The sequence below is a fragment of the Ralstonia pickettii genome (assembly GCF_016466415.2).
GTDB classification, from domain to species: domain Bacteria; phylum Pseudomonadota; class Gammaproteobacteria; order Burkholderiales; family Burkholderiaceae; genus Ralstonia; species Ralstonia pickettii.
This window is the reverse complement of record NZ_CP066771.1, coordinates 2,058,786-2,077,274: the sequence shown is the minus strand read 5'-3', so window position 1 is coordinate 2,077,274 and position 18,489 is coordinate 2,058,786. Positions and strand designations below refer to the sequence as shown.

Sequence of the window (18,489 nt, the reverse complement as noted above, 5' to 3'; positions counted from 1 at the left end):
AAAAACCGCCGGTCGGCGGTTGCCCGCCTTTGTCATTCCCGGACGCCAATCCGAGGTCACGTTGTGTGCGTGACGGGCGGCAGTATAGCCCAGGGGGCACGCGCGATTTGTGCCAGATGGTGATGCGACGATGCCGTGATACGAGCGGGTATCAGCGGCTTTGCATCTCTTTAAGCCACAGGCTCATCAGCCCCGCGCGCCCACGCACGCCGAACTTGCGATAGACGCTCGTAATGTAAGAGTGCGTGGTCGACGTGGCCAGACCGAGCTGTTCCGCAATCTGCTTTTCTGCGGCTTCAGTCAACAGCAACTGCAATACCCTGGATTCGTGAGGTGCCAGACGCGCCTGCAGTTGCGCCAGTGGGCTGGGCTCCGCCAGCGTCCTCAATGCGGTGACATTGCGCGCCACGCCAATGCGCAGTCGATGCTCCACGTTCCACTGTGCCGACCATGACAAATGGACATCGGTGCCCGACTGGTGCCGATAGCGATTCTCAAATCCGGTGCATTTAATGCCAGCCTGCACGCGACCCGCTTGCTTTTGCGTTCTGTCGCGGTCGTCCGGCGCCACGAGTTCGAGCATGGTCTGCCCCAGCAGATCGGATGCCCGATAACCCAGAATGTCTTCCCACGCTGCATTGGCGTGACGAATCCGCCCACGCTCGTCGACCAGGAAGACGCCGTCTGGAAGACTATTGGCTAAAGCAATCGCGCTTACATCCTTGAGGATTTCCCTGCCGCGGGTGGTTGCAATACAAAGAACCGATAGCCAGGCGCCGATGTGCTTTACCAGCCGTGTGCCACGTTCATCACCGACACGCGGCTGCACCAACATTGTGATTACCGCCCCTCGGCCCCATTTCCCACGCTCCGGCCCGCATGGACGGCATCTGGCGGCAGGTGCTTGCCCTCTATTTAGCAGGGTGCCAGTCAGAATAGCGTCTGCTATGGTTATCGACAATATTTGGTATTCGCATCACGCCTAATAAAAAAGTTCAGCGCCCGCGCGGTTCCATGGAGCCGACGCAGGGTGGGCAACGGGGAAACAGCAGGTCGCTTGGCCTAGTCAGGCCAGGTCAGCTTCCGAGGAATGGGGTGAGCGGATTCACCCCGTTTTTTCGAGTTGGCATTCCGGCGATATTGCTTGGCGTTGATGCACGGGTGATCACCAATCAGATGATTGGTGAAAACCGCATAATAACGAGTCAGACCGACTTAGAAGAACGGGGAATGTCTTTACGCGCTCGACCTGCCTCAAGCCCATTTCGGGGCTTGAGGGGGTGCTCGCGTCCCTCCTTTGGCAACGGGGCATGTCAGAGCGTTGCCAGGGTATTTCATTCCATAAAATAATAAAAAATAGAACTATTTTGATTTACCGCTCGAATCATATGAATTTGATTTGCAAGGTCAGGTTGTACCAAGATCGCGGCAATTATTTCGCGGTGTTGGTAGCGCCGGACGCGATGTGCTCCAGCACCGGGCGGAACGTAGCCGAAGCGTTAGCAAATCTGGGCCGCTCCATGGCCGAGAATCCTCTCCCTCAATCGGTAGATCTCCCGATCAAGCCGAAAGAGCGCAAGAAGAGAGGTCCGGTAGGAGCACCGCCGTCGGATCCTCGTGAAGTCTCCCGCGCTGTCCCACCCGTTAAACGCCTCCTTGAAGAGCGCTTCGGGAGGGCGACCTTGCGTGAGCTTTCAGAAAAACTGGGTTTGGACGACGTCACGCCGCAATTGCTGTCGTCTTCCATCGCCGGCAATGGAGCGAAGCGCGTTCGTCTCGCCATTGCAAAGGCGCTCGGAGAAGACGCCGATGTGCTGTGGCCCGCGGCGCGGCACTGACAAAGCGGCGCGGGCTGGAAGAGTAGGGGGGAAATCTGGAGCGCCTTGGAACCAAGGGCTGGCGGAAGCGGTGAGATTCGAACTCACGGATGGGTCACCCCATCGGCAGTTTTCAAGACTGCTGCCTTAAACCACTCGGCCACGCTTCCTTCGTACTGCGCTGCTCGTTGCGAGCAAGGGCGCCATTGTAACGGTACCTGGCGCAACTTGGCACCGGGTACCGTCAGTTTTCGTCGTCGGCCAAGAACAATTCCTGCAAATCGTTGAGGAATCGCTGTCCCAGTTCGGTCGGGCGGATGGCGACATGGTCGCGCGTCAGCAGGCCGCGCTGCTCGGCGGCGTCGAGTTGTCGCTCAATGGAGCGCAGCGGCAGGCCCGTGCGTTCCTGGAACAGCGTGACGGGAAAACCGTCCGTCAGTCGCAGCGCATTGAGCATGAATTCGAATGGCAGGTCGGCGGCGTCGACTTCGCGCTGCTCCTGCATGACGGCCGCACCGCCGGCAGTCTCGGCCTGACGCAGATACGTGTCCGGATGCTTGTGCCGCATCTCGCGGATGACCCGGTGCGGAAAGCTGAGCTTGCCGTGCGCGCCCGGGCCGATGCCGAGGTAATCGCCGAATTGCCAGTAGTTCAGATTGTGCTTGCAGCGCTTGCCGGCCTTGGCGTATGCCGACACCTCGTAGTGCTCGTAGCCTGCCGCCGCCAACCGCGCGTGAATCCAGTCCTGCATTGCAAACGCCGCGTCGTCATCCGGCAGCGCGGGCGGGTACTTGGCGAAGTACGTGTTCGGCTCCAGCGTCAGGTGGTACAGCGACACGTGGTTCGTATCGAACGACAACGCGGCCTCCACGTCGGCCTCGCACTCGGCAAGCGTCTGGCCCGGCAGGGCAAACATCAGGTCGAGGTTGATGTTGTCGAAATGGGCGCGGGCGATGTCGATGGCGGCGCGCGCTTCGGCGGCGCTGTGGATGCGGCCCAGCGCCTGCAGGTGGGCGTCGTTGAAACTCTGGATGCCGATCGACAGGCGGTTCACACCGCTGGCGCGATAGCTGCGGAAGCGTTCGGCCTCGAAGGTGCCGGGATTGGCTTCCATCGTGATCTCGGCGTCGGCATCAACGGGCAGCAGCATGCGGATGTCCGAGAGCAGGCGATCCAGCCCTTGCGCTGACAATAAGCTCGGCGTGCCGCCCCCGATGAAGATCGTGTGCACATGCCGGCCCCACACCATCGGCAGCGCGGCTTCCAGGTCTTGCCGCACGGCAGCGAGAAAGCGCTCTTCCGGGATGCCCTGTTCCGGCTCCGCATGCGAGTTGAAATCGCAGTACGGACACTTGCGCACACACCACGGCACGTGCACATACAAGGACAGCGGCGGCGAAGCGGGCAGGCTGATCTTGCCCGGCTGCAGGAAGACGGAGGTGACCTTGTCACCGGTTTCAGCGGCGGTCGCGGAAGGCGGCTTGGCTGCGCCGGCAGGGTGAATCGGAATCATCGGAACGTCAGGCGTTTTCAAAGGTGCGCAGCCGTTCGACGAGCTGCGCGAGGGCTTGTGCACGATGGCTCACGCTGTTTTTCTCGGCCTTGGTCAGCTCGGCGGCGGTCTTACCGAGATCAGGTAGCAGGAAGTGTGGGTCGTAGCCGAAGCCGCCGTCGCCGCGCGGTGTGTCGATCACCTCGCCAAACCAGTTGCCTTCGGCAATGATCGGCTGTGGGTCATCCGCATGGCGCACGTAGACGAGCACGCAAACATAGTGTGCTCCGCGATCGGCTTTGCCGGCCAGTTCGCGGACGAGGCGGGCGTTGTTGGCAGCATCCGATTTGGGCTCGCCCGCCAGTTGCGCATAGCGCGCGGAATACACGCCCGGCGCGCCGCCCAGGGCATGCACGCAGATGCCGGAGTCGTCTGCCAGTGCGGGCAGGCCGGACGCGCGGCTCGCATGGCGTGCCTTGGTGAGCGCGTTTTCAACGAAGGTCGCATAGGGCTCCTCCGCCTCGGGAATGCCGAGCGCGCCTTGCGGCGTCACGTCAAACCCGAGCGTGCCCAGCAGCGCGTTGAATTCGGTCAGCTTCCCGGCGTTGTTCGATGCGAGAACGATCTTGCGCATGGCCGTGTCGCTCAGAGGCCCAGCGCCTGCTTCTGCAGGCCGATCAGCGTGCGGATGCCTTGGTCGGCCAGGCCCAGCAATGCATCCATTTCAGCGCGCGAGAACGGCGTGCCTTCTGCGGTGCCTTGCACTTCCACAAAGCCGCCGCTGCCCGTCATGACGACGTTCATGTCGGTATCGCACGCCGAGTCTTCGGGGTAGTCCAGATCGAGCACCGGTACGCCGTCGACCACGCCCACCGACACGGCAGCCACGAAATCGCGGATCGGGTTGCCGACCAACTGGCCCTTTTCGCGCATGACAGAGACTGCATCATAGACCGCGACGAATGCGCCGGTAATGCTGGCGGTGCGTGTGCCGCCGTCGGCCTGCAGCACGTCGCAGTCGAGATGCAGCGTGTGCTCGCCCAGCGCGCGCAGATCGAACACCGAGCGCATCGCGCGGCCGATCAGGCGCTGGATCTCCTGCGTGCGGCCCGTCTGCTTGCCGCGTGCGGCCTCGCGGTCGGAGCGCGTGTGCGTCGAGCGCGGCAGCATGCCGTACTCGGCCGTCACCCAGCCCTCGCCGCTGCCCTTCTTGTGCGGCGGCACCTTGGGCAGCACGCTGGCCGTGCAGAGCACTTGCGTGTCGCCAAAGCACACCAGTACCGAGCCTTCGGCGTGGCGCGTGAAGTTGCGGGTAAGGGTGACGGGGCGGAGTTGGTCGGGCTGGCGGCCGCTGGGTCGCATGTGGGGTCTCGCTGAAGAAAACGGATAGCCCGACATGATACCGGCCCGCGCTGCGCTTGGCAGGGCGGGCCGGAGGAGGGCGGTGCAACGGCGTTTAGCGCGTCAGATTGCTGGTCTTGTCGATGGCGGCACGGATTTCAGCGATGGAGCGCTCGATTTCCTCTTCCGACATCAGCCCCGATTCGCTTTGCGGCGCGTCCAGGATGGACGTGGTGAACGCGTTCAGGGGAAGGGTATCGGTCTGCACCGAATCCTGCGTGGTGGTCACCGCGTCCAGCTCCCACATCATGGCGATGGCGGTGGTGTTATCGGCGGTGTCACCGGCATTGCGCAGCGCGCGGGCAATCAGTTCGGGAATCGCTTGCGTGACTGAGAAGCTGGTGCAGGTATCGATGAGTTCGTCTTCCTGCACGCTGCCCCACAGCCCGTCGGAGCACAGCATGGCAACGTCACCCGGCTCCAGATTGACGGGCCCGCCGATGTCGATCAACGGCAGATTGGGCGAGCCGAGGCAGTTGTAGATCTTGTTGCGCTCGGGGTGGTGCGCGACCTGCATCGGCAGCACACGGTCTTGCTGCAGCAGGTTCTCGATCTTGGAGTGATCGCGCGTGCGCGTCACCAGTTCGCCCTTGCGCATCAGGTACATGCGCGAATCCCCGGCGTGCGCCCAGTGCAGCGAGCCCCGCTGGGCCAGCGCGCAGACGATGGTCGTGCGGGGCGCATCGGGCAGGCCGTTCGTCTCGGCATAGCGATGGATGTCGCGGTGCGCGAGCATGATGCTCTCGTGCAGGAAATCACGCGGATTGCGAATCGACGGACGCGCGTGGCGCTGGAACTGGCGCGCCATGGTCTGCAGCGCCTGCTGGGCCGCAACTTCGCCCAGGGAATGCCCGCCCAGGCCGTCGCACAGCACCATCAGCATGGCGTCACGCGTGAAGCAGTAGCCCATGCGGTCCTGGTTGACGCGTCGCGCGCCTTTTTTGCTTTCTTGATAAACCGAGAATCGCATTGCGGCTAGATGAATATTCGGTGAGGGAGGCGGTGCAGCGGCAAGTCCCGCCTAGTGTTGCACCATTTCGGAATCATACTCCGCCTGTCAGCGGCGATCGGGCGCTCAACTGTCCCGGCGGCGCAACAGACGGCTCATGAAACGCGTCGTCAACGCCTCTTTTTCCTCTGACACCGGCCCACCCTGGGTGACCGCCGTCAGTGCCTGCAATTCGGTCAGCGCGTTGCTTTCTTCGCGCAGCACCTTTTGCAGACGGAACACGCTCTGGGGGCGCTCTTCGGGCTTCATCTTCAGACACCAGCCGACCAGATCGATGAGGCTGGCCGTATAGACCTTGCGCAGGCGCTCCAGGCCTTCTTCCAGCTTGTCGTCTTTCTCGCGCTGCGTGGCTTCCTGGGGCGGCGTGCCGGCCATGCAGGCATAGATCGTGGCGCCGATGCTGTAGATGTCCGTCCACGGTCCCAGCTCGTTGTGCTTGCGGTACAGCTCCGGCGCGGCAAAGCCCGGCGTGTACATCGGCTGGAAGCGCGAGGCCTCGGCCGTGAGCGTCTGCCGTGCGGCACCGAAGTCGAGCAGGATCGGCGAGAAATCTTCGCGCAGGTAAATGTTGCCGGGCTTGATGTCGAGATGCAGCAGCTTGTGGATGTGGACCTCGCGCAGCCCGCTCATCAGGTCATGGAACACCTGGCGGATGAAGCGCTCGCGCAGCATCTTCAGCTTGCCTTGCTGGCGCGCTGTGAGGATGTGTTCTTGCAGCGTTTTACCCTGCTCGTACGTCATCACCATGTAGACGGTGCCGTTTTCCCGGAAGAAATTGAGCACGCGTACGATGGCAGGGTGGGAAATCTTGGCCAGCGACCGGCCTTCTTCAAAGAAATATTTGAGCCCGAGGCGGAACGCACTCGCGCTTTCTTCAGGCACGACGGGAATCAATTCGCCGGGCGCGCGACGGGCCAGCGAAGACGGCAGATATTCCTTCACGGCCACCGGCGTCCCATGTTCGTCGGTCGCAAGATAGACGAAGCTGAACCCCCCGCTGGCCAACTTCTTTACAATACGATAATTGGACAGCAAGGTGCCCACCGGCAACGGGGCACTGCGTGGCTGTCCTGAGCCTTTTGACTCTGTCATGGGTTTGTGTGGCGAAATGGCTGTCGGATTCTCCCTGACCAGTCCACACGTTGTAAAGCGACAAAAGGTGGGGGATTCCCCGCCAATTCCGGGCGTTAAATACCGCCGCCGGATTTTCCGATTCGATCAAGAACAACACACCACGATTCCATGATCCACAGCATGACCGGCTACGGCGTCGCCACACGCCAGGCAGCCTTTACCGATGCCCATGGCGCCCCCAGCGGCAGCGTCGCCACCGTCTCGGTCGAATTCCGCACCGTCAACTCGCGCTTCCTCGATCTGCTCTTCCGCGCTCCGGAAGAGTGCCGCGCCTTCGAGCCGGCCCTGCGCGAAATGCTGATGAGCGCGCTTTCGCGCGGCAAGCTGGAATGCCGGATCAACCTGCAACGCCAGGAAGCCGCCAGCGATGTCGCGGCGCTCAATGTGGAACTGCTGCAACAACTGGCGAAGCTGGAGCAGGCGGTCACGCGCTACTTGCCGGCATCGGGTTCGCTGCGCATGGGCGAAATCCTGCGCTGGCCCGGCGTGCTGGCCGAGCCGCAACTGACACAAGACACGCTGCGCGACGCCGTGATCGAGGCTGCCAAAGAGGCGCTCAAGCAACTTCTGGAGTCGCGCCGTCGCGAAGGTGATGCCCTGAAGGCCGTGTTGCTGGACCGCGCTGACGCGATGCTGGCTATTGTCGACAAACTGACGCCGATGGTGCCGGAGCTGATCCAGCAGCATCAGGACAAGCTGACCGAACGCCTGCGCGAGGCCTTTGGCTTGGCTGCGCCCGACGGCACTCCGGCACTGACGCGCGACGAGCTGTCGGAGCGCATCCGCCAGGAAGCCACCGTCTACGGCATCCGCATCGACATCGCCGAAGAGCTCTCGCGCCTCCAGGCGCATCTGCGCGAAACGCGCCACATCCTGGAGAAGGGCGGCCAGATCGGCAAACGCCTGGACTTCATGATGCAGGAGCTGAACCGCGAGGCGAATACGCTCGGCTCGAAGGCCGCCGCGAAGGAGCTGGCCGATGCATCGATGGAACTCAAGCTGCTCATCGAGCAGATGCGCGAGCAGGTACAGAATCTCGAATAACTTGAAACGCTAGATCTAGAACATGCCATCCTCTCAAGCGCACTCTGCCGTCGATACGCCCATCGAGAATCACTTTCCGGGCAGCCTGTTCATGGTCGTCGCACCGTCGGGCGCCGGTAAGTCGACGCTGGTGAATGCGCTGCTGGCGCACGATTCGTCGATTCGCCTGTCGGTTTCGGCCACCACGCGCAAGCCGCGTCCGGGCGAGCAGCACGGCCGCGAGTACAACTTCATGACCGTCGAGGAGTTCAAGGCTTGCCGTGATCGCGGCGAGTTTCTCGAATGGGCAGAGGTGCACGGCAACTACTACGCCACTTCGCGCGTGTGGATCGAAGAACAGATGCGCGCCGGTACCGACGTGTTGCTCGAAATCGACTGGCAGGGCGCGCAGCAGGTGCATCGCCGTTTCGCCAATGCCGTAGAGATCTTCATTCTGCCGCCGTCGCTCACGGCGCTGGAGGATCGTCTGAAGAAGCGCGGCCAGGACGAGCCGAACGTGATCGTGCGCCGCCTGCTCGCAGCGGGCTCCGAGATGGCGCACGCGCCCGAGGCCGACTACGTGATCATTAACGAAGTGTTCGACACGGCATTGGCCGAGCTGCGCACCGTGGTGCAGGCCACGCGCCTGCGCTTCGGTGCCCAGAAGGCGCGCCACGGTGAGCTCTTTGTCGAACTGGGCATTCACTGAGCAAGCAGCGCAATCGCGCTTTTCAGCGCGGTTGCGAAAGTGTGGTAGCGCCTGTGCCCAAGTGCAGTCGGAAGGGAGTGCTGCGCTGCTGCTAAAATATCGAGATCAACAAGATTTGCCTCAAGGTGGAGTTTTCATGGCGCGTATTACCGTCGAAGATTGCTTGAAACAGATTCCGAATCGCTTCGAACTGGCATTGGCCGCAACGTACCGCGCCCGTCAGTTGGTGCAGGGCCACACGCCCAAGGTCGATGCCAAGGACAAGCCGACCGTGACCGCATTGCGTGAAATCGCATCGGGCCAGGTCGGTATCGAGATGCTCAAGAAGGTTCCGTCCTGAGCTGACACGCGTTACTTGGCATTACCTGGCGTGGTACGCTGCCCCGGTCACTGATCGTTCTTGCGATCTTTCGTGGATGTGAAAGCCGCGAACGCACTAGACCCCGGCATGCCTACCTCGCCCGCTTCTTCTTCGCCCAGGACCCAACATTCCGCCACGCGCGAACACAACGTGCCGTCGGTGGAATCGTCCGCGAGGTCGTCCGGTCCTGAGTCGGGCACTTCCACGGTCCCCTCCGGGTCCTCCACTGCTTCCGTCGTTCCCATGCCGTCATCCGCTTCCGGCTCCGGCCCCGCGTCGCCCCGTACGGGCGCGCCGAACTTGCCTGATCCGCGTGGTGCCGACCTGGTAGGGGAGCGGGCAGCCCTGCCGCCCAAGTCGCACAAGGCTGCAAGCGCCGACGTGCCTGCGCAGGCAGCCAAGCCGGAGGGCGGCGACACGCTATTCATCGATGCGGTGCTGGAGCAGACCTATCGGCATTTGTTCGGCCCGACCTCGCAGCCGGCGGCACCGCCGCGCCAGCAGGTCGTCTCCATTTCGGGGCTGACCGAAAAGCTGTCGTATCTGAAGCCGGCCGACCTGAAGCTGGTGAAGGAAGCCTTCCACTTTTCCGACGAAGCGCATCTCGGGCAGTACCGCCAGAGCGGCGAGCCGTACATCACGCATCCCGTGGCCGTGGCAGAGATTTGCGCGGGCTGGAAGCTGGATGTGCAATCGATCATGGCAGCGCTGCTGCACGATGTGATCGAAGACCAGGGCGTGACCAAGAGCGAACTGGCCGAGAAGTTCGGCCCCAAGGTCGCAGAACTGGTCGACGGCCTGACCAAGTTGGACAAACTCGAATTCCAGAGCCGCGAGCAGGCGCAAGCCGAGAGCTTCCGCAAGATGCTGCTCGCGATGGCGCGCGATGTGCGCGTGATTCTCGTCAAGTTGGCCGATCGCACGCACAACATGCGCACGCTCGACCACGTGCCGCCGGAGAAGCGGCGCCGCATTGCCGGCGAGACGATGGAGATTTATGCCCCGATCGCGCACCGCCTCGGCCTGAATACGACGTATCGGGAGTTGCAGGAACTGAGTTTCCGTATCGGTTCGCCGTTCCGGTATGCCACGCTCGAGAAAGCGGTGAAGGCCGCGCGCGGCAATCGACGCGAAGTCGTGAGCCGCATTCTCGAAACGGCCCAGCGTGCGCTGACCGACGCTGGCATTCCGGCCGAGATGACCGGGCGCGAAAAAACGCTGTACAGCATCTACCGCAAGATGCACGACAAGCAGTTGTCGTTTTCGCAGGTGCTGGACGTGTATGGATTCCGCGTGGTGGTCGACACGCAGATGCAGTGCTACATGACGATGGGTGCGCTGCACAGTCTGTACAAGCCGATGCCCGGCAAGTTCAAGGATTACATCGCCATCCCCAAGATCAACGGTTATCAGTCGTTGCACACGACGCTGGTGGGCCCGTTCGGTACGCCGGTCGAGTTCCAGATCCGCACGCGCGAGATGAACCAGATTGCGGAAGCCGGCGTGGCTGCGCACTGGATGTACAAGCAGCACCACGACGAGCCCGATCGGGCTCAGCAACAAGCGCATCAGTGGTTGCAATCGCTGCTCGACATTCAAAGCCAGACGGGGGATTCGCAAGAGTTTCTGGAGCACGTCAAGATCGACCTGTTCCCGGATGCGGTCTACGTGTTCACGCCCAAGGGCGAGATCCGAGCACTGCCGCGCGGTGCGACGGCGCTGGACTTCGCCTACGCGGTGCACAGTGACCTTGGCAACCAGTGCGTGGCCGTCAAGATCAACAACGAGCTGCTGCCGCTACGCACGGAGCTGAAGAACGGCGACATCGTCGAGGTGGTGACGGCGCCGTATTCGAAGCCGAACCCGGCATGGCTTACGTTTGTGCGGACGGGCAAGGCGCGCGCCGCGATCCGGCATTTCCTCAAGACGGCCAAGCTGGACGAGGCGATTCAACTGGGCGAGCGTTTGCTCGAACAGGCGCTGCGCCAGATCGGCATCGACATGAAGGCCGTATCCGCCCAGGTGTGGGAGCGCGTTGTGCAGTGGACGGGCAACAAGGCGCGCGAAGACGTGTTTGCGGATCTGGCACTCGGCCGCCGCGTGGCCGCGGTGGTCGCGCGCCGCCTGGAAATCCTCTTGCAGGAAGGCGGGCACGAGGGCGATGAAGCGTTGATGGCGGCCGTACACACCTTCGCGGGGGACGAGGCGCCTGCCGTCACCGTGAGTGGCGACGAAGGCATGGCGATGGTGTTCTCGCCCTGCTGCCGCCCGATTCCCGGCGACCCGATCGTCGGCTATATCGGCAAGGGCGAAGGCTTGCAGATCCACGTGCAGGAATGCCGCGTGGCCAAGCGCCTGCATGGCAAGGATCCGGAGCACTGGATCGATGTCATGTGGGCAGAGCACACGACGCGCGCGTTCGACGTGTCGATCAAGGTGCTGGTGCGCAATACGAAGGGCATCCTGGCGCGCGTCGCCGCCGACTTGACGTCGGCCGATGCCAACGTGGCACACGTATCGATGGAGCAGGAGGGCTATCAGGAAGCGACGTACATGACGTTCCTGATCCAGGTGCACGACCGCGTGCACTTGGCCGATGTGATGCGCGCGTTGCGACGGAACCCGGATGTGATTCGCATTGCGCGAGATCGCGGTGGAGATTGATTCTCCACGCAAAAAGAAGAAGGGCGAGGCCAGAGGGCTTCGCCTTTTTTGTTTGTGGCCCGCGGTAGCATGTGCAAGCGCTGTGACGCTGCCGGCGTCGTCAGCGACGCTCGATGCGGACAAAAGAAAAAGGCTTCCGTTTCTGGAAGCCCTGTTCGTTCTCGTATTAGGTTGGCGCGGCTGGCAGGATTCGAACCCACGACCCCTTGGTTCGTAGCCAAGTACTCTATCCAACTGAGCTACAGCCGCAACCGAGAAATGAGATTATACAGAGATTTTCCGTCTTGTGAACCCCCTCCTTCACTTTTTCTTGGAGAGGGTCCGACTTTCTATAATGGAGCCTTGATCCACCGTGGCTTCCATCATGAACAAGGCTTTCGTCCGGGAAGATTCCGGCGATGACGAAGACGATCTCCCCGAGGGCGCTGCGCCCTTGCCGCCCGGTTCCAAGAACTACATCACGCCTGCGGGCTACGAGCGCTTGCGTAGCGAACTGATGCACCTGATCGACACAGAGCGGCCCGAAGTGGTCGGCATCGTGTCATGGGCCGCATCCAATGGCGATCGCTCGGAAAACGGCGACTACCTGTACGGCAAGAAGCGCCTGCGCGAGATCGATCGACGCATCCGCTTTCTCACGCGCCGTATCGAGAAGGCCGAGGTTGTGGACGCCAGCTTGCAGGGCGACAACGATCAGATCTTCTTTGGCGCGACGGTTACCTACGCCAACCAGCGTGGTGAAGAGAAGACGATCACCATCGTCGGCATGGACGAGGTGGATCTGGACATCGGGCACGTGAGCTGGATCTCGCCGATTGCGCGTGCGCTCATCAAGGCGCGCGTGGGCGATACGGTGCCGCTGCGCACGCCCACAGGTGTCGAGCAGATCGACATCCTCGAAGTCAAATATCCGCCGCGCACCGCCTGAGCGTTGTGCTCAGGCCGGGTGTCCCAGGCAGTAAGCACCGAAGGCGATGACAGAGCAGGCCGACAGGCGCCGCGCCGTGAGCGACTCCTTCAGGAACAGCCGGCCGAGCAGCGCGGCAAACACGACTGACGTTTCGCGCAGGGCCGACACCGGCCCCATCGGCGCGAGCGTCACGGCCCAGATGACGATGCCGTAGGCGATGAGCGAGACCACGCCGCCGCCAAACGTCTTGAGTGTGTTGACGTCGCGCAGGCCGATGTTCAACGGGCCTTTCCACACGCGATAGAGCAGCACCATCGGCAGGCCGTCGAGCATGAACAACCATGCCGAGTACGCATTCGCATTGCCGGCGACGCGCGCGCCGATGCCGTCGCACACCGTGTAGCACGCGATGAATACGCCGGTGGTGAGTGCCGCCAGCGTCGAGCCAAGATCGGCCTTCCGGCCGCGCGCCAGACTGAGAATGCCGCCGCTCACCAGCACCACGCCCGTGAGTGCAATCACGCCCGGCATTTCGCCCGCGAAGAGCGCGGCGCCCACCGTTACGAGCAGCGGTGATGAGCCGCGCGCAATCGGGTACACCTGGCCGAACTCGCCAAACCGATACGCGCGCGCGAGGAACACGTTGTAGCCGACGTGCAGTACCGCGGACAGCGCCACATACGGCCACGCGGCCGGTGCGGGCAATGGCAATACAATCGCCATCGGTAGTGCTGCCACGCCGGAAGCCAGTGTCATCAGCGTGATAGCGCGCAGGCGGTCCGAGCCGCTTTTCAGCAGTGCATTCCATGAAGCGTGGAGCAGGGCGGCGCAGAGAACCAGGGCGATAACGGCGGGGGTCACGATGACGTGGTGCGCGAATTGAGGATCGGGTCGATTTTTCTCACCCGATGTAGTGTCGGCAAGAGCCAGAAGGCGCCAGCGTAGCGCCACGAAGTGTGATCAACAATCGATATATACTGACCTGATCTGTGCGAAAAACTCACGCGATATGCGCAAGCTGCCTCCTCTGAATGCCGTGCGCGCCTTTGAATCGGCGGCGCGCCATCTGAGTTTCACGCGTGCGGGCGACGAGCTGAACGTCACGCATGGCGCGATCAGCCGCCAGGTTCAGGCACTCGAGGCGTGGCTCGGCGTGTCGCTCTTTCGCAGGCTGAATCGGCGGGTGGAACTGACTGATGCGGGCAAGCGCTACCTGTCGGAGATTGGCGTAGCACTTGACCGCATCAGCACGTCCAGCCAGGCGCTGCGCGACCGCGACGCGGTGCGCATCCTCCGCGTGAACAGCATCCCGACGTTCACCATGCGCTGGCTGATTCCGCGGCTCTCCACGTTCCAGATGCGCTTTCCGCGCGTGGAGGTGCGGTTGACCACCTCCATCGAAGAGATCGAGGACTTGCCCGATCATTTCGACGTGATCATTCGTGGCGGGCCGGAGATTCATGCGGGGTTTCAATCGGGGCGCTTTCTGGACGAGAGCCGCTTTCCGGTGTGCAGCCCTGTGTTGCTGGAGCGCTTGCCGTTGTCGACGCCGTCGGAGTTGCGGCATCACACGCTGCTGCATTCGGACACGTTGCCCTCCGTGTGGCCAAGCTGGCTGGTGCTGGCCGGCGTACCAAACCTGCGGCCTGCGCATGCGCTCACGTTCGAGCATTTCTATCTGTCCATTCAAGCCGCCATCGATGGGTTGGGTGTCGCGATGGGGCCATCGGCGCTCATCACGGATGATCTCGAGGAGGGGCGTCTTGTGGCACCGTTCCCCAATCTCGCGCTGGGCGCGCGCAGCTACTACTGGTACAGCCCTGCGCGCAATCTCGGTGACGAAGTGGTGCAGGCTTTTTGCGCGTGGCTCGGCGAGGACCGGCCACAACGTCACGCAAACGTGAACACATCTCTGATCCCAGGTAACGGTGGTAACGCCACGTAACACCCTAGAGGCGGGGGCGAAACGCGATGCTACGATGCACTTAAGCTCGACTGCTGTAGAAAGGAGGCCCTCACATGAAGAGGAGCGCGTGGATTCTCGCCGCATGCCTGGCCGCCGCCGGTGTGGCAGGTTCGATCGCCTTGCCGGCGCAGGCGCAGGTGTCGATCGGTGTGCAGATCGGTCCGAGCTACGCGCCGCCACCGCCCCAGTATGAGCCGGTGCCGGTCTTGCAGCCGGGCTACGTATGGGTACCGGGTTACTGGCAATGGCGCGATGGCCGCTATGTCTGGCGTCGTGGCTATCGTGAACACGGCCGCCCGGGTTACCACTGGCGTGAGCCGCGTTGGGAGCAGGGTCCGCACGGCTGGCAGATGCATGACGGTGGCTGGGACCGCGGCGACGACGGCCGCTGGCGTGGCCGTGATCGGGATCGCGACTGGGATCACGGCCGCCGCGACCGCGACGACCGCTACCACTGCCCCCCGGGCCATGCGCGCAAGGGCGAATGCTGATGATGCGACGACAGGCCGGTCATGTACCGGCCTGTTTTTTTGCAGGCAAGTCTGTCGACGCCGCAACCGCTGAAAGAGAGGCCGCGGCGCCTTCCGGGAGACCACATGACAATGGAATCGAATTGGCGCACCGAGCTGTACAAAGACTTTGACGTCTACGTACTGGCCATTCCGCGTGCTGAGCGCAAATCGGACAAGAGCGGGCAGGGACCCACGCAGTGGGATTTTGTCGTGCGCATCTGCGAGTCCGGCGCGGACCCGACGGCCGTCGAAACGCTCGTCGCCCATTCGCATGACGAGCGCCCGCTGCCCACGCGTGAATCCGCCGAAGACGCCGGGCTCACGCGCGGCTATGGCTTGATCGATGAATTGCTGGGGCGCAACGCCGTGCAGCAGTCGATCGATCTCTAATGTCCGCTTACGCCGCGAGCGCTGTAACGCGAATGTGCCGGCGTGCGAATTGCCACCACAGCCAGGTCGCGTCCGGGCCCGGCGCGTGGAAGGCGTAGCGCGGGTCGCCGCCGCTCCAGGCGTGGCCCGTGGCGGTGAGTTGGCACAGGCTGACGATGCATTCGCCGTCGCGTATGTCGTTGCGCAGGACGTAGCCCTCGCCGCGCGTGGTTTCGCGTGAGACGTTGCGCCCATCGCCCAGATGATTCAGCGCGCGGAACTGCGCGGCTAACTGCGCTTGGTTGGTGGGGTTGACGGCCTCATCGCGCAGACCGTGCAAAAGCATCGTTGGCATGCCGGGATAGGCGGCTACATTTACCACGCTGGAGAGTGCATCGACGGCGTCGACGCGTGCCCCGCGGCGCATCAGGTTCAATGCAGACGCCGGCGAGCGTGCCACGCCCAAGGCCGGGCCCGAATGTAGCGCCAACGCGGCAAACAACTTCGGATGACGCAATGCCATCAGGCCGGCCAATCCCGCGCCGGCCGACAACCCTGCCAGATATACGCGCGAGGGGTCTGCGCCAGTTTGTGCCAGGGTTTGTTCGATCAGTTGGGCGATGCCGTCGGCCTCGCGCGCGCCAGCATGCTCCAGGTCATACCAGTGCCAGCAGCATTGCGGATGCGCGCGGCGCGGCTGCTCCGGATACAGCACGATAAAGCCCTCGCGGTCTGCCAGTGCGTTCATGCGCGTGCCATGCGCCAGCACTTCGGCCGACTGCTTGCAGCCATGCAGCATCACCATCAGCGCGGGTGGCTTGCTGCCACGCAGGGGCGGTGTGTAAAGCCAGTATTCCGGCCGGCGCGCCACCAGGGCGGGCGACTCAGGCTCGTAGATGAACTGTTCGCGGACGAAGGTGCCCTGGGTGGGCGTGGGGCGTACGCGGCGCGGGCTCTCGCCGCGTGTGGTTGGCTTGAGCGGCTTAACCGGTTTAGGCGGCCATGACTGGCGGCCAAAGCCCGGTGTGGTCAGGGCGTCGACCAGGCGGGTGAAGGATTTCATCCAATTACGGTGCATGGCGGAGGCAAAGTTGCTCGGATGAGGACGATGGTGCGCGTGCTCTCCAAGAGGTCGCAAGGGGTTTCGGTATTGGTAGGACAGTGTGCCAGTGAGTTTGTTGCAATGCAGCATTGAAAGTGGGCGAAGCGCCGCATTGGCGCCTGCATGAGGCGCAAAGTTTGCAATTGAGCGCGGCTGTCATGGAGACACCGTTGGTGAGCGGCTACACTGCCGCGACGGACGAGCCCCGCAGTGGGCGTCTCCACTTTCCCCGTTCCCCGTTGTGTACTTATGGAGGTCGTTATGGGTTTTTTTGACTTCATCAAAGAGGCTGGCGAGAAGCTCTTCCACGGCAGCGCTGCAGCCGCGCCGGCCGATGCGTCGGCGGATGCCGACGCCGCCAAGGCGGCCGACGATGCCAAGGGCCAAGCCATTCAGGACTACATCGCACAGCAGGGCCTGAGCGCCACGGCGCTGTCGGTGCAGGTGGAAGGCGATGCAGCCAAGGTGTTTGGCGTCGCCCCCGATCAAGCCACGCGCGAGAAAATCATCCTGTGTTGCGGCAACGTCGAAGGCATCAAGTCGGTGGATGACCAGATGTCGGTCAACACCGAGTCGGAAGAATCGCAATGGCACACGGTGGAGCGCGGCGATACGCTGTCGGCCATCGCCAAGAAGTTCTACGGCGATGCCAACAAGTACCCCGCCATCTTCGAGGCCAACAAGCCGATGCTGTCGAATCCGGACAAGATTTATCCGGGGCAGAAGCTGCGTATTCCGGCGGCGTGATTTGGCTTGTCTCGTTTCGGAGGCGCAAAGCAAAAAGCCCAGTCGTTGAAGACTGGGCTTTTTTATTCTGGTGCCGCTGACCGGAATCGAACTGGTGACCTTCGCATTACGAATGCGCTGCTCTACCGACTGAGCTACAGCGGCGTCGGAAACAGCGATTCTAACAGAACTTTTTGTCGCTCTGCAAGAACCGCTGGAACAACAACCTCACATGGTCTCGTTACGCCGTCTTCTTGGCCTCGAGGTGATATTGCGTGACGCGATCCACCTCGTTCTTCGACCCGAGGACGACCGCCACACGCTGGTGCAGCTGTTCGGGCTGGATATCCAGAATGCGTTGCTCGCCATTGGTGGCCGCGCCGCCGGCCTGTTCCACCAGGAAGGCCATCGGATTGGCCTCGTACATCAGGCGCAGCTTGCCGGCCTTGCCCGGCTCGCGCTTGTCCCACGGGTACATGAAGATGCCGCCGCGCGTGAGGATGCGATGCACGTCGGCCACCATCGAGGCGATCCAGCGCATGTTGAAGTCCTTACCGCGCGGGCCTTCGGTGCCGGCCAGGCACTCGTCGATGTAGCGGCGCACGGGCGGGGCCCAGTGGCGCATGTTCGACATGTTGATGGCGAATTCCTTCGTGTCGACCGGAATCTTCACGTCGCGGCTGGTCAGCACGAAGCTGCCGACTTCACGGTCGAGCGTGAACATGTGCACGCCATTGCCAACCGTCAGCACCAGCGTGGTCTGCGGGCCGTACACGGCGTAACCGGCGGCAACCTGCTTTGCCCCCGGCTGCAAGAAATCGGCTTCGGTCACAGCCTGGCCCGCTTGGGGCATGTGCAGCACCGAGAAGATCGTGCCGATCGATACGTTCACATCGATGTTGGACGAGCCGTCGAGCGGATCGAACAGCAGCAGGTATTCGCCCTTCGGATAGCGGTGCGGAATCTCGTAGAACGATTCCATTTCTTCCGAGGCCATGGCGGCCAGGTTGCCGCCGTATTCGTTGGCTTCGAGCAGGACTTCGTTGGCGATCACGTCCAGCTTCTGCTGGGTTTCGCCTTGCACGTTGCCGGTGCCGGCCGAGCCGAGCACGCCGGCAAGGGCCCCCTTGTTGACGCTGTGCGAGATCGCCTTGCAGGCGCGCGCCACGACTTCGAGCAGCAGGCGCAGCTCGGCCGGGATGGTGTTGTGCTCGCGCTGCTCTTCGATCAGGTAGCGGGTGAGGTTGATGCGCTTCATGGGTTCTCCTGAGACGGGCGCGATTTTACGATACAA

The 18,489-nt window shown here is 62.8% G+C and carries 20 protein-coding genes and 3 tRNA genes; 10 read left to right on the top strand and 13 right to left on the bottom strand.

All coding sequences use genetic code 11. From position 1 onward, the window contains the following. Positions 1-151: 151 nt before the first annotated feature. Positions 152-835, bottom strand: a complete 684-nt coding sequence (locus RP6297_RS09815; RefSeq protein ID WP_223293228.1) for a PAS domain S-box protein — start codon at positions 833-835, stop codon at positions 152-154. 475 nt (positions 836-1,310) lie between these two features. Between RP6297_RS09815 and RP6297_RS09810 the strand changes: the two genes are divergently transcribed. Beyond that, complete coding sequence (locus RP6297_RS09810; RefSeq protein ID WP_223293227.1) at positions 1,311-1,838, top strand: hypothetical protein; 528 nt, start codon at positions 1,311-1,313, stop codon at positions 1,836-1,838. A 59-nt stretch (positions 1,839-1,897) separates the two neighbouring features. Here RP6297_RS09810 and RP6297_RS09805 read toward each other — a convergent pair. The 6 genes from RP6297_RS09805 to RP6297_RS09780 all read right to left on the bottom strand — a co-directional run bounded on the left by RP6297_RS09805 (position 1,898) and on the right by RP6297_RS09780 (position 6,811). Continuing rightward, a tRNA-Ser gene (locus RP6297_RS09805) sits at positions 1,898-1,987 on the bottom strand. A gap of 74 nt (positions 1,988-2,061) precedes the next feature. Then, positions 2,062-3,330, bottom strand: a complete 1,269-nt coding sequence (gene hemW / locus RP6297_RS09800; protein WP_037028472.1) for a radical SAM family heme chaperone HemW — start codon at positions 3,328-3,330, stop codon at positions 2,062-2,064. Positions 3,331-3,337: 7 nt separating this feature from the next. Beyond that, the gene (rdgB, locus tag RP6297_RS09795; RefSeq protein WP_037028473.1) at positions 3,338-3,943 is read right to left on the bottom strand and encodes an RdgB/HAM1 family non-canonical purine NTP pyrophosphatase; all 606 of its coding nucleotides are present in this window, start codon (positions 3,941-3,943) and stop codon (positions 3,338-3,340) included. 11 nt (positions 3,944-3,954) lie between these two features. Continuing rightward, positions 3,955-4,671: a ribonuclease PH gene (gene rph, locus RP6297_RS09790; protein ID WP_037028474.1), complete on the bottom strand. Its 717-nt coding sequence runs from the start codon at positions 4,669-4,671 to the stop codon at positions 3,955-3,957. Between the two features lie 94 nt (positions 4,672-4,765). Next, positions 4,766-5,680 carry a PP2C family protein-serine/threonine phosphatase gene (locus tag RP6297_RS09785; protein WP_012762361.1) on the bottom strand — a complete coding sequence of 305 codons (915 nt, stop codon included), beginning with the start codon at positions 5,678-5,680 and terminating at the stop codon, positions 4,766-4,768. Between the two features lie 105 nt (positions 5,681-5,785). Beyond that, on the bottom strand, positions 5,786-6,811 hold the full coding sequence (locus RP6297_RS09780) for a serine/threonine-protein kinase (protein ID WP_012762360.1): 1,026 nt from the start codon (positions 6,809-6,811) through the stop codon (positions 5,786-5,788). A gap of 150 nt (positions 6,812-6,961) precedes the next feature. Here RP6297_RS09780 and RP6297_RS09775 point away from each other — a divergent pair, with 150 nt between their 5' ends. The 3 genes from RP6297_RS09775 to rpoZ all read left to right on the top strand — a co-directional run bounded on the left by RP6297_RS09775 (position 6,962) and on the right by rpoZ (position 8,925). Continuing rightward, positions 6,962-7,897 carry a YicC/YloC family endoribonuclease gene (locus RP6297_RS09775; protein WP_037028476.1) on the top strand — a complete coding sequence of 312 codons (936 nt, stop codon included), beginning with the start codon at positions 6,962-6,964 and terminating at the stop codon, positions 7,895-7,897. Positions 7,898-7,919: 22 nt separating this feature from the next. Further along, positions 7,920-8,585, top strand: coding sequence for a guanylate kinase (gene gmk, locus RP6297_RS09770; protein ID WP_012762358.1), 666 nt, complete (start codon positions 7,920-7,922; stop codon positions 8,583-8,585). 136 nt (positions 8,586-8,721) lie between these two features. Then, complete coding sequence (gene rpoZ, locus RP6297_RS09765) at positions 8,722-8,925, top strand: DNA-directed RNA polymerase subunit omega (protein ID WP_004630929.1); 204 nt, start codon at positions 8,722-8,724, stop codon at positions 8,923-8,925. A 47-nt stretch (positions 8,926-8,972) separates the two neighbouring features. Here rpoZ and RP6297_RS09760 read toward each other — a convergent pair whose 3' ends face one another. Beyond that, positions 8,973-9,152, bottom strand: coding sequence for a hypothetical protein (locus RP6297_RS09760; RefSeq protein WP_223293226.1), 180 nt, complete (start codon positions 9,150-9,152; stop codon positions 8,973-8,975). Positions 9,153-9,189: 37 nt separating this feature from the next. Here RP6297_RS09760 and RP6297_RS09755 point away from each other — a divergent pair, with 37 nt between their 5' ends. Continuing rightward, a complete protein-coding gene (locus tag RP6297_RS09755; protein ID WP_037028479.1) occupies positions 9,190-11,610 on the top strand; it encodes a RelA/SpoT family protein in 2,421 nt (806 codons plus the stop codon). A 172-nt stretch (positions 11,611-11,782) separates the two neighbouring features. Here RP6297_RS09755 and RP6297_RS09750 read toward each other — a convergent pair. Beyond that, a tRNA-Arg gene (locus tag RP6297_RS09750) sits at positions 11,783-11,859 on the bottom strand. A gap of 115 nt (positions 11,860-11,974) precedes the next feature. Here RP6297_RS09750 and greB point away from each other — a divergent pair. Next, positions 11,975-12,538, top strand: coding sequence for a transcription elongation factor GreB (gene greB, locus RP6297_RS09745; protein WP_037028480.1), 564 nt, complete (start codon positions 11,975-11,977; stop codon positions 12,536-12,538). A gap of 9 nt (positions 12,539-12,547) precedes the next feature. Here greB and RP6297_RS09740 read toward each other — a convergent pair whose 3' ends face one another. Beyond that, the gene (locus RP6297_RS09740; RefSeq protein ID WP_037028481.1) at positions 12,548-13,381 is read right to left on the bottom strand and encodes a DMT family transporter; all 834 of its coding nucleotides are present in this window, start codon (positions 13,379-13,381) and stop codon (positions 12,548-12,550) included. Between the two features lie 148 nt (positions 13,382-13,529). Between RP6297_RS09740 and gcvA the strand changes: the two genes are divergently transcribed. The 3 genes from gcvA (at position 13,530) to RP6297_RS09725 (ending at position 15,388) form a co-directional block, all read left to right on the top strand. Beyond that, the gene (gcvA, locus tag RP6297_RS09735; RefSeq protein ID WP_037028484.1) at positions 13,530-14,465 is read left to right on the top strand and encodes a transcriptional regulator GcvA; all 936 of its coding nucleotides are present in this window, start codon (positions 13,530-13,532) and stop codon (positions 14,463-14,465) included. Between the two features lie 74 nt (positions 14,466-14,539). Next, positions 14,540-14,977 carry a YXWGXW repeat-containing protein gene (locus RP6297_RS09730; protein WP_037028487.1) on the top strand — a complete coding sequence of 146 codons (438 nt, stop codon included), beginning with the start codon at positions 14,540-14,542 and terminating at the stop codon, positions 14,975-14,977. 105 nt (positions 14,978-15,082) lie between these two features. Then, positions 15,083-15,388, top strand: coding sequence for a hypothetical protein (locus tag RP6297_RS09725; protein WP_012762350.1), 306 nt, complete (start codon positions 15,083-15,085; stop codon positions 15,386-15,388). 7 nt (positions 15,389-15,395) lie between these two features. On the opposite strand, the gene RP6297_RS09720 is transcribed toward RP6297_RS09725, so the two are convergent. After that, the gene (locus tag RP6297_RS09720; protein WP_037028489.1) at positions 15,396-16,430 is read right to left on the bottom strand and encodes an extracellular catalytic domain type 1 short-chain-length polyhydroxyalkanoate depolymerase; all 1,035 of its coding nucleotides are present in this window, start codon (positions 16,428-16,430) and stop codon (positions 15,396-15,398) included. Between the two features lie 300 nt (positions 16,431-16,730). Between RP6297_RS09720 and lysM the strand changes: the two genes are divergently transcribed. Further along, positions 16,731-17,216, top strand: coding sequence for a peptidoglycan-binding protein LysM (lysM, locus tag RP6297_RS09715; RefSeq protein ID WP_009241111.1), 486 nt, complete (start codon positions 16,731-16,733; stop codon positions 17,214-17,216). A 68-nt stretch (positions 17,217-17,284) separates the two neighbouring features. Here lysM and RP6297_RS09710 read toward each other — a convergent pair. Next, positions 17,285-17,360 (bottom strand) — tRNA-Thr (locus RP6297_RS09710). Between the two features lie 76 nt (positions 17,361-17,436). Next, complete coding sequence (locus tag RP6297_RS09705; RefSeq protein ID WP_012762347.1) at positions 17,437-18,453, bottom strand: class 1 fructose-bisphosphatase; 1,017 nt, start codon at positions 18,451-18,453, stop codon at positions 17,437-17,439. Between the last annotated feature and the right edge of the window lie 36 nt (positions 18,454-18,489).

What these genes read in the sequence shown, in the direction of transcription:
- RP6297_RS09815 (WP_223293228.1), bottom strand. Translation starts at nt 835, where the DNA reads ATGTTGGTGCAGCCGCGTGTCGGTGATGAACGTGGCACACGGCTGGTA.
- RP6297_RS09810 (WP_223293227.1), top strand. Translation starts at nt 1,311, where the DNA reads ATGTCAGAGCGTTGCCAGGGTATTTCATTCCATAAAATAATAAAAAAT.
- hemW (WP_037028472.1), bottom strand. Translation starts at nt 3,330, where the DNA reads ATGATTCCGATTCACCCTGCCGGCGCAGCCAAGCCGCCTTCCGCGACC.
- rdgB (WP_037028473.1), bottom strand. Translation starts at nt 3,943, where the DNA reads ATGCGCAAGATCGTTCTCGCATCGAACAACGCCGGGAAGCTGACCGAA.
- rph (WP_037028474.1), bottom strand. Translation starts at nt 4,671, where the DNA reads ATGCGACCCAGCGGCCGCCAGCCCGACCAACTCCGCCCCGTCACCCTT.
- RP6297_RS09785 (WP_012762361.1), bottom strand. Translation starts at nt 5,680, where the DNA reads ATGCGATTCTCGGTTTATCAAGAAAGCAAAAAAGGCGCGCGACGCGTC.
- RP6297_RS09780 (WP_012762360.1), bottom strand. Translation starts at nt 6,811, where the DNA reads ATGACAGAGTCAAAAGGCTCAGGACAGCCACGCAGTGCCCCGTTGCCG.
- RP6297_RS09775 (WP_037028476.1), top strand. Translation starts at nt 6,962, where the DNA reads ATGATCCACAGCATGACCGGCTACGGCGTCGCCACACGCCAGGCAGCC.
- gmk (WP_012762358.1), top strand. Translation starts at nt 7,920, where the DNA reads ATGCCATCCTCTCAAGCGCACTCTGCCGTCGATACGCCCATCGAGAAT.
- rpoZ (WP_004630929.1), top strand. Translation starts at nt 8,722, where the DNA reads ATGGCGCGTATTACCGTCGAAGATTGCTTGAAACAGATTCCGAATCGC.
- RP6297_RS09755 (WP_037028479.1), top strand. Translation starts at nt 9,190, where the DNA reads ATGCCGTCATCCGCTTCCGGCTCCGGCCCCGCGTCGCCCCGTACGGGC.
- greB (WP_037028480.1), top strand. Translation starts at nt 11,975, where the DNA reads ATGAACAAGGCTTTCGTCCGGGAAGATTCCGGCGATGACGAAGACGAT.
- gcvA (WP_037028484.1), top strand. Translation starts at nt 13,530, where the DNA reads ATGCGCAAGCTGCCTCCTCTGAATGCCGTGCGCGCCTTTGAATCGGCG.
- RP6297_RS09730 (WP_037028487.1), top strand. Translation starts at nt 14,540, where the DNA reads ATGAAGAGGAGCGCGTGGATTCTCGCCGCATGCCTGGCCGCCGCCGGT.
- RP6297_RS09725 (WP_012762350.1), top strand. Translation starts at nt 15,083, where the DNA reads ATGACAATGGAATCGAATTGGCGCACCGAGCTGTACAAAGACTTTGAC.
- RP6297_RS09720 (WP_037028489.1), bottom strand. Translation starts at nt 16,430, where the DNA reads ATGAAATCCTTCACCCGCCTGGTCGACGCCCTGACCACACCGGGCTTT.
- lysM (WP_009241111.1), top strand. Translation starts at nt 16,731, where the DNA reads ATGGGTTTTTTTGACTTCATCAAAGAGGCTGGCGAGAAGCTCTTCCAC.
- RP6297_RS09705 (WP_012762347.1), bottom strand. Translation starts at nt 18,453, where the DNA reads ATGAAGCGCATCAACCTCACCCGCTACCTGATCGAAGAGCAGCGCGAG.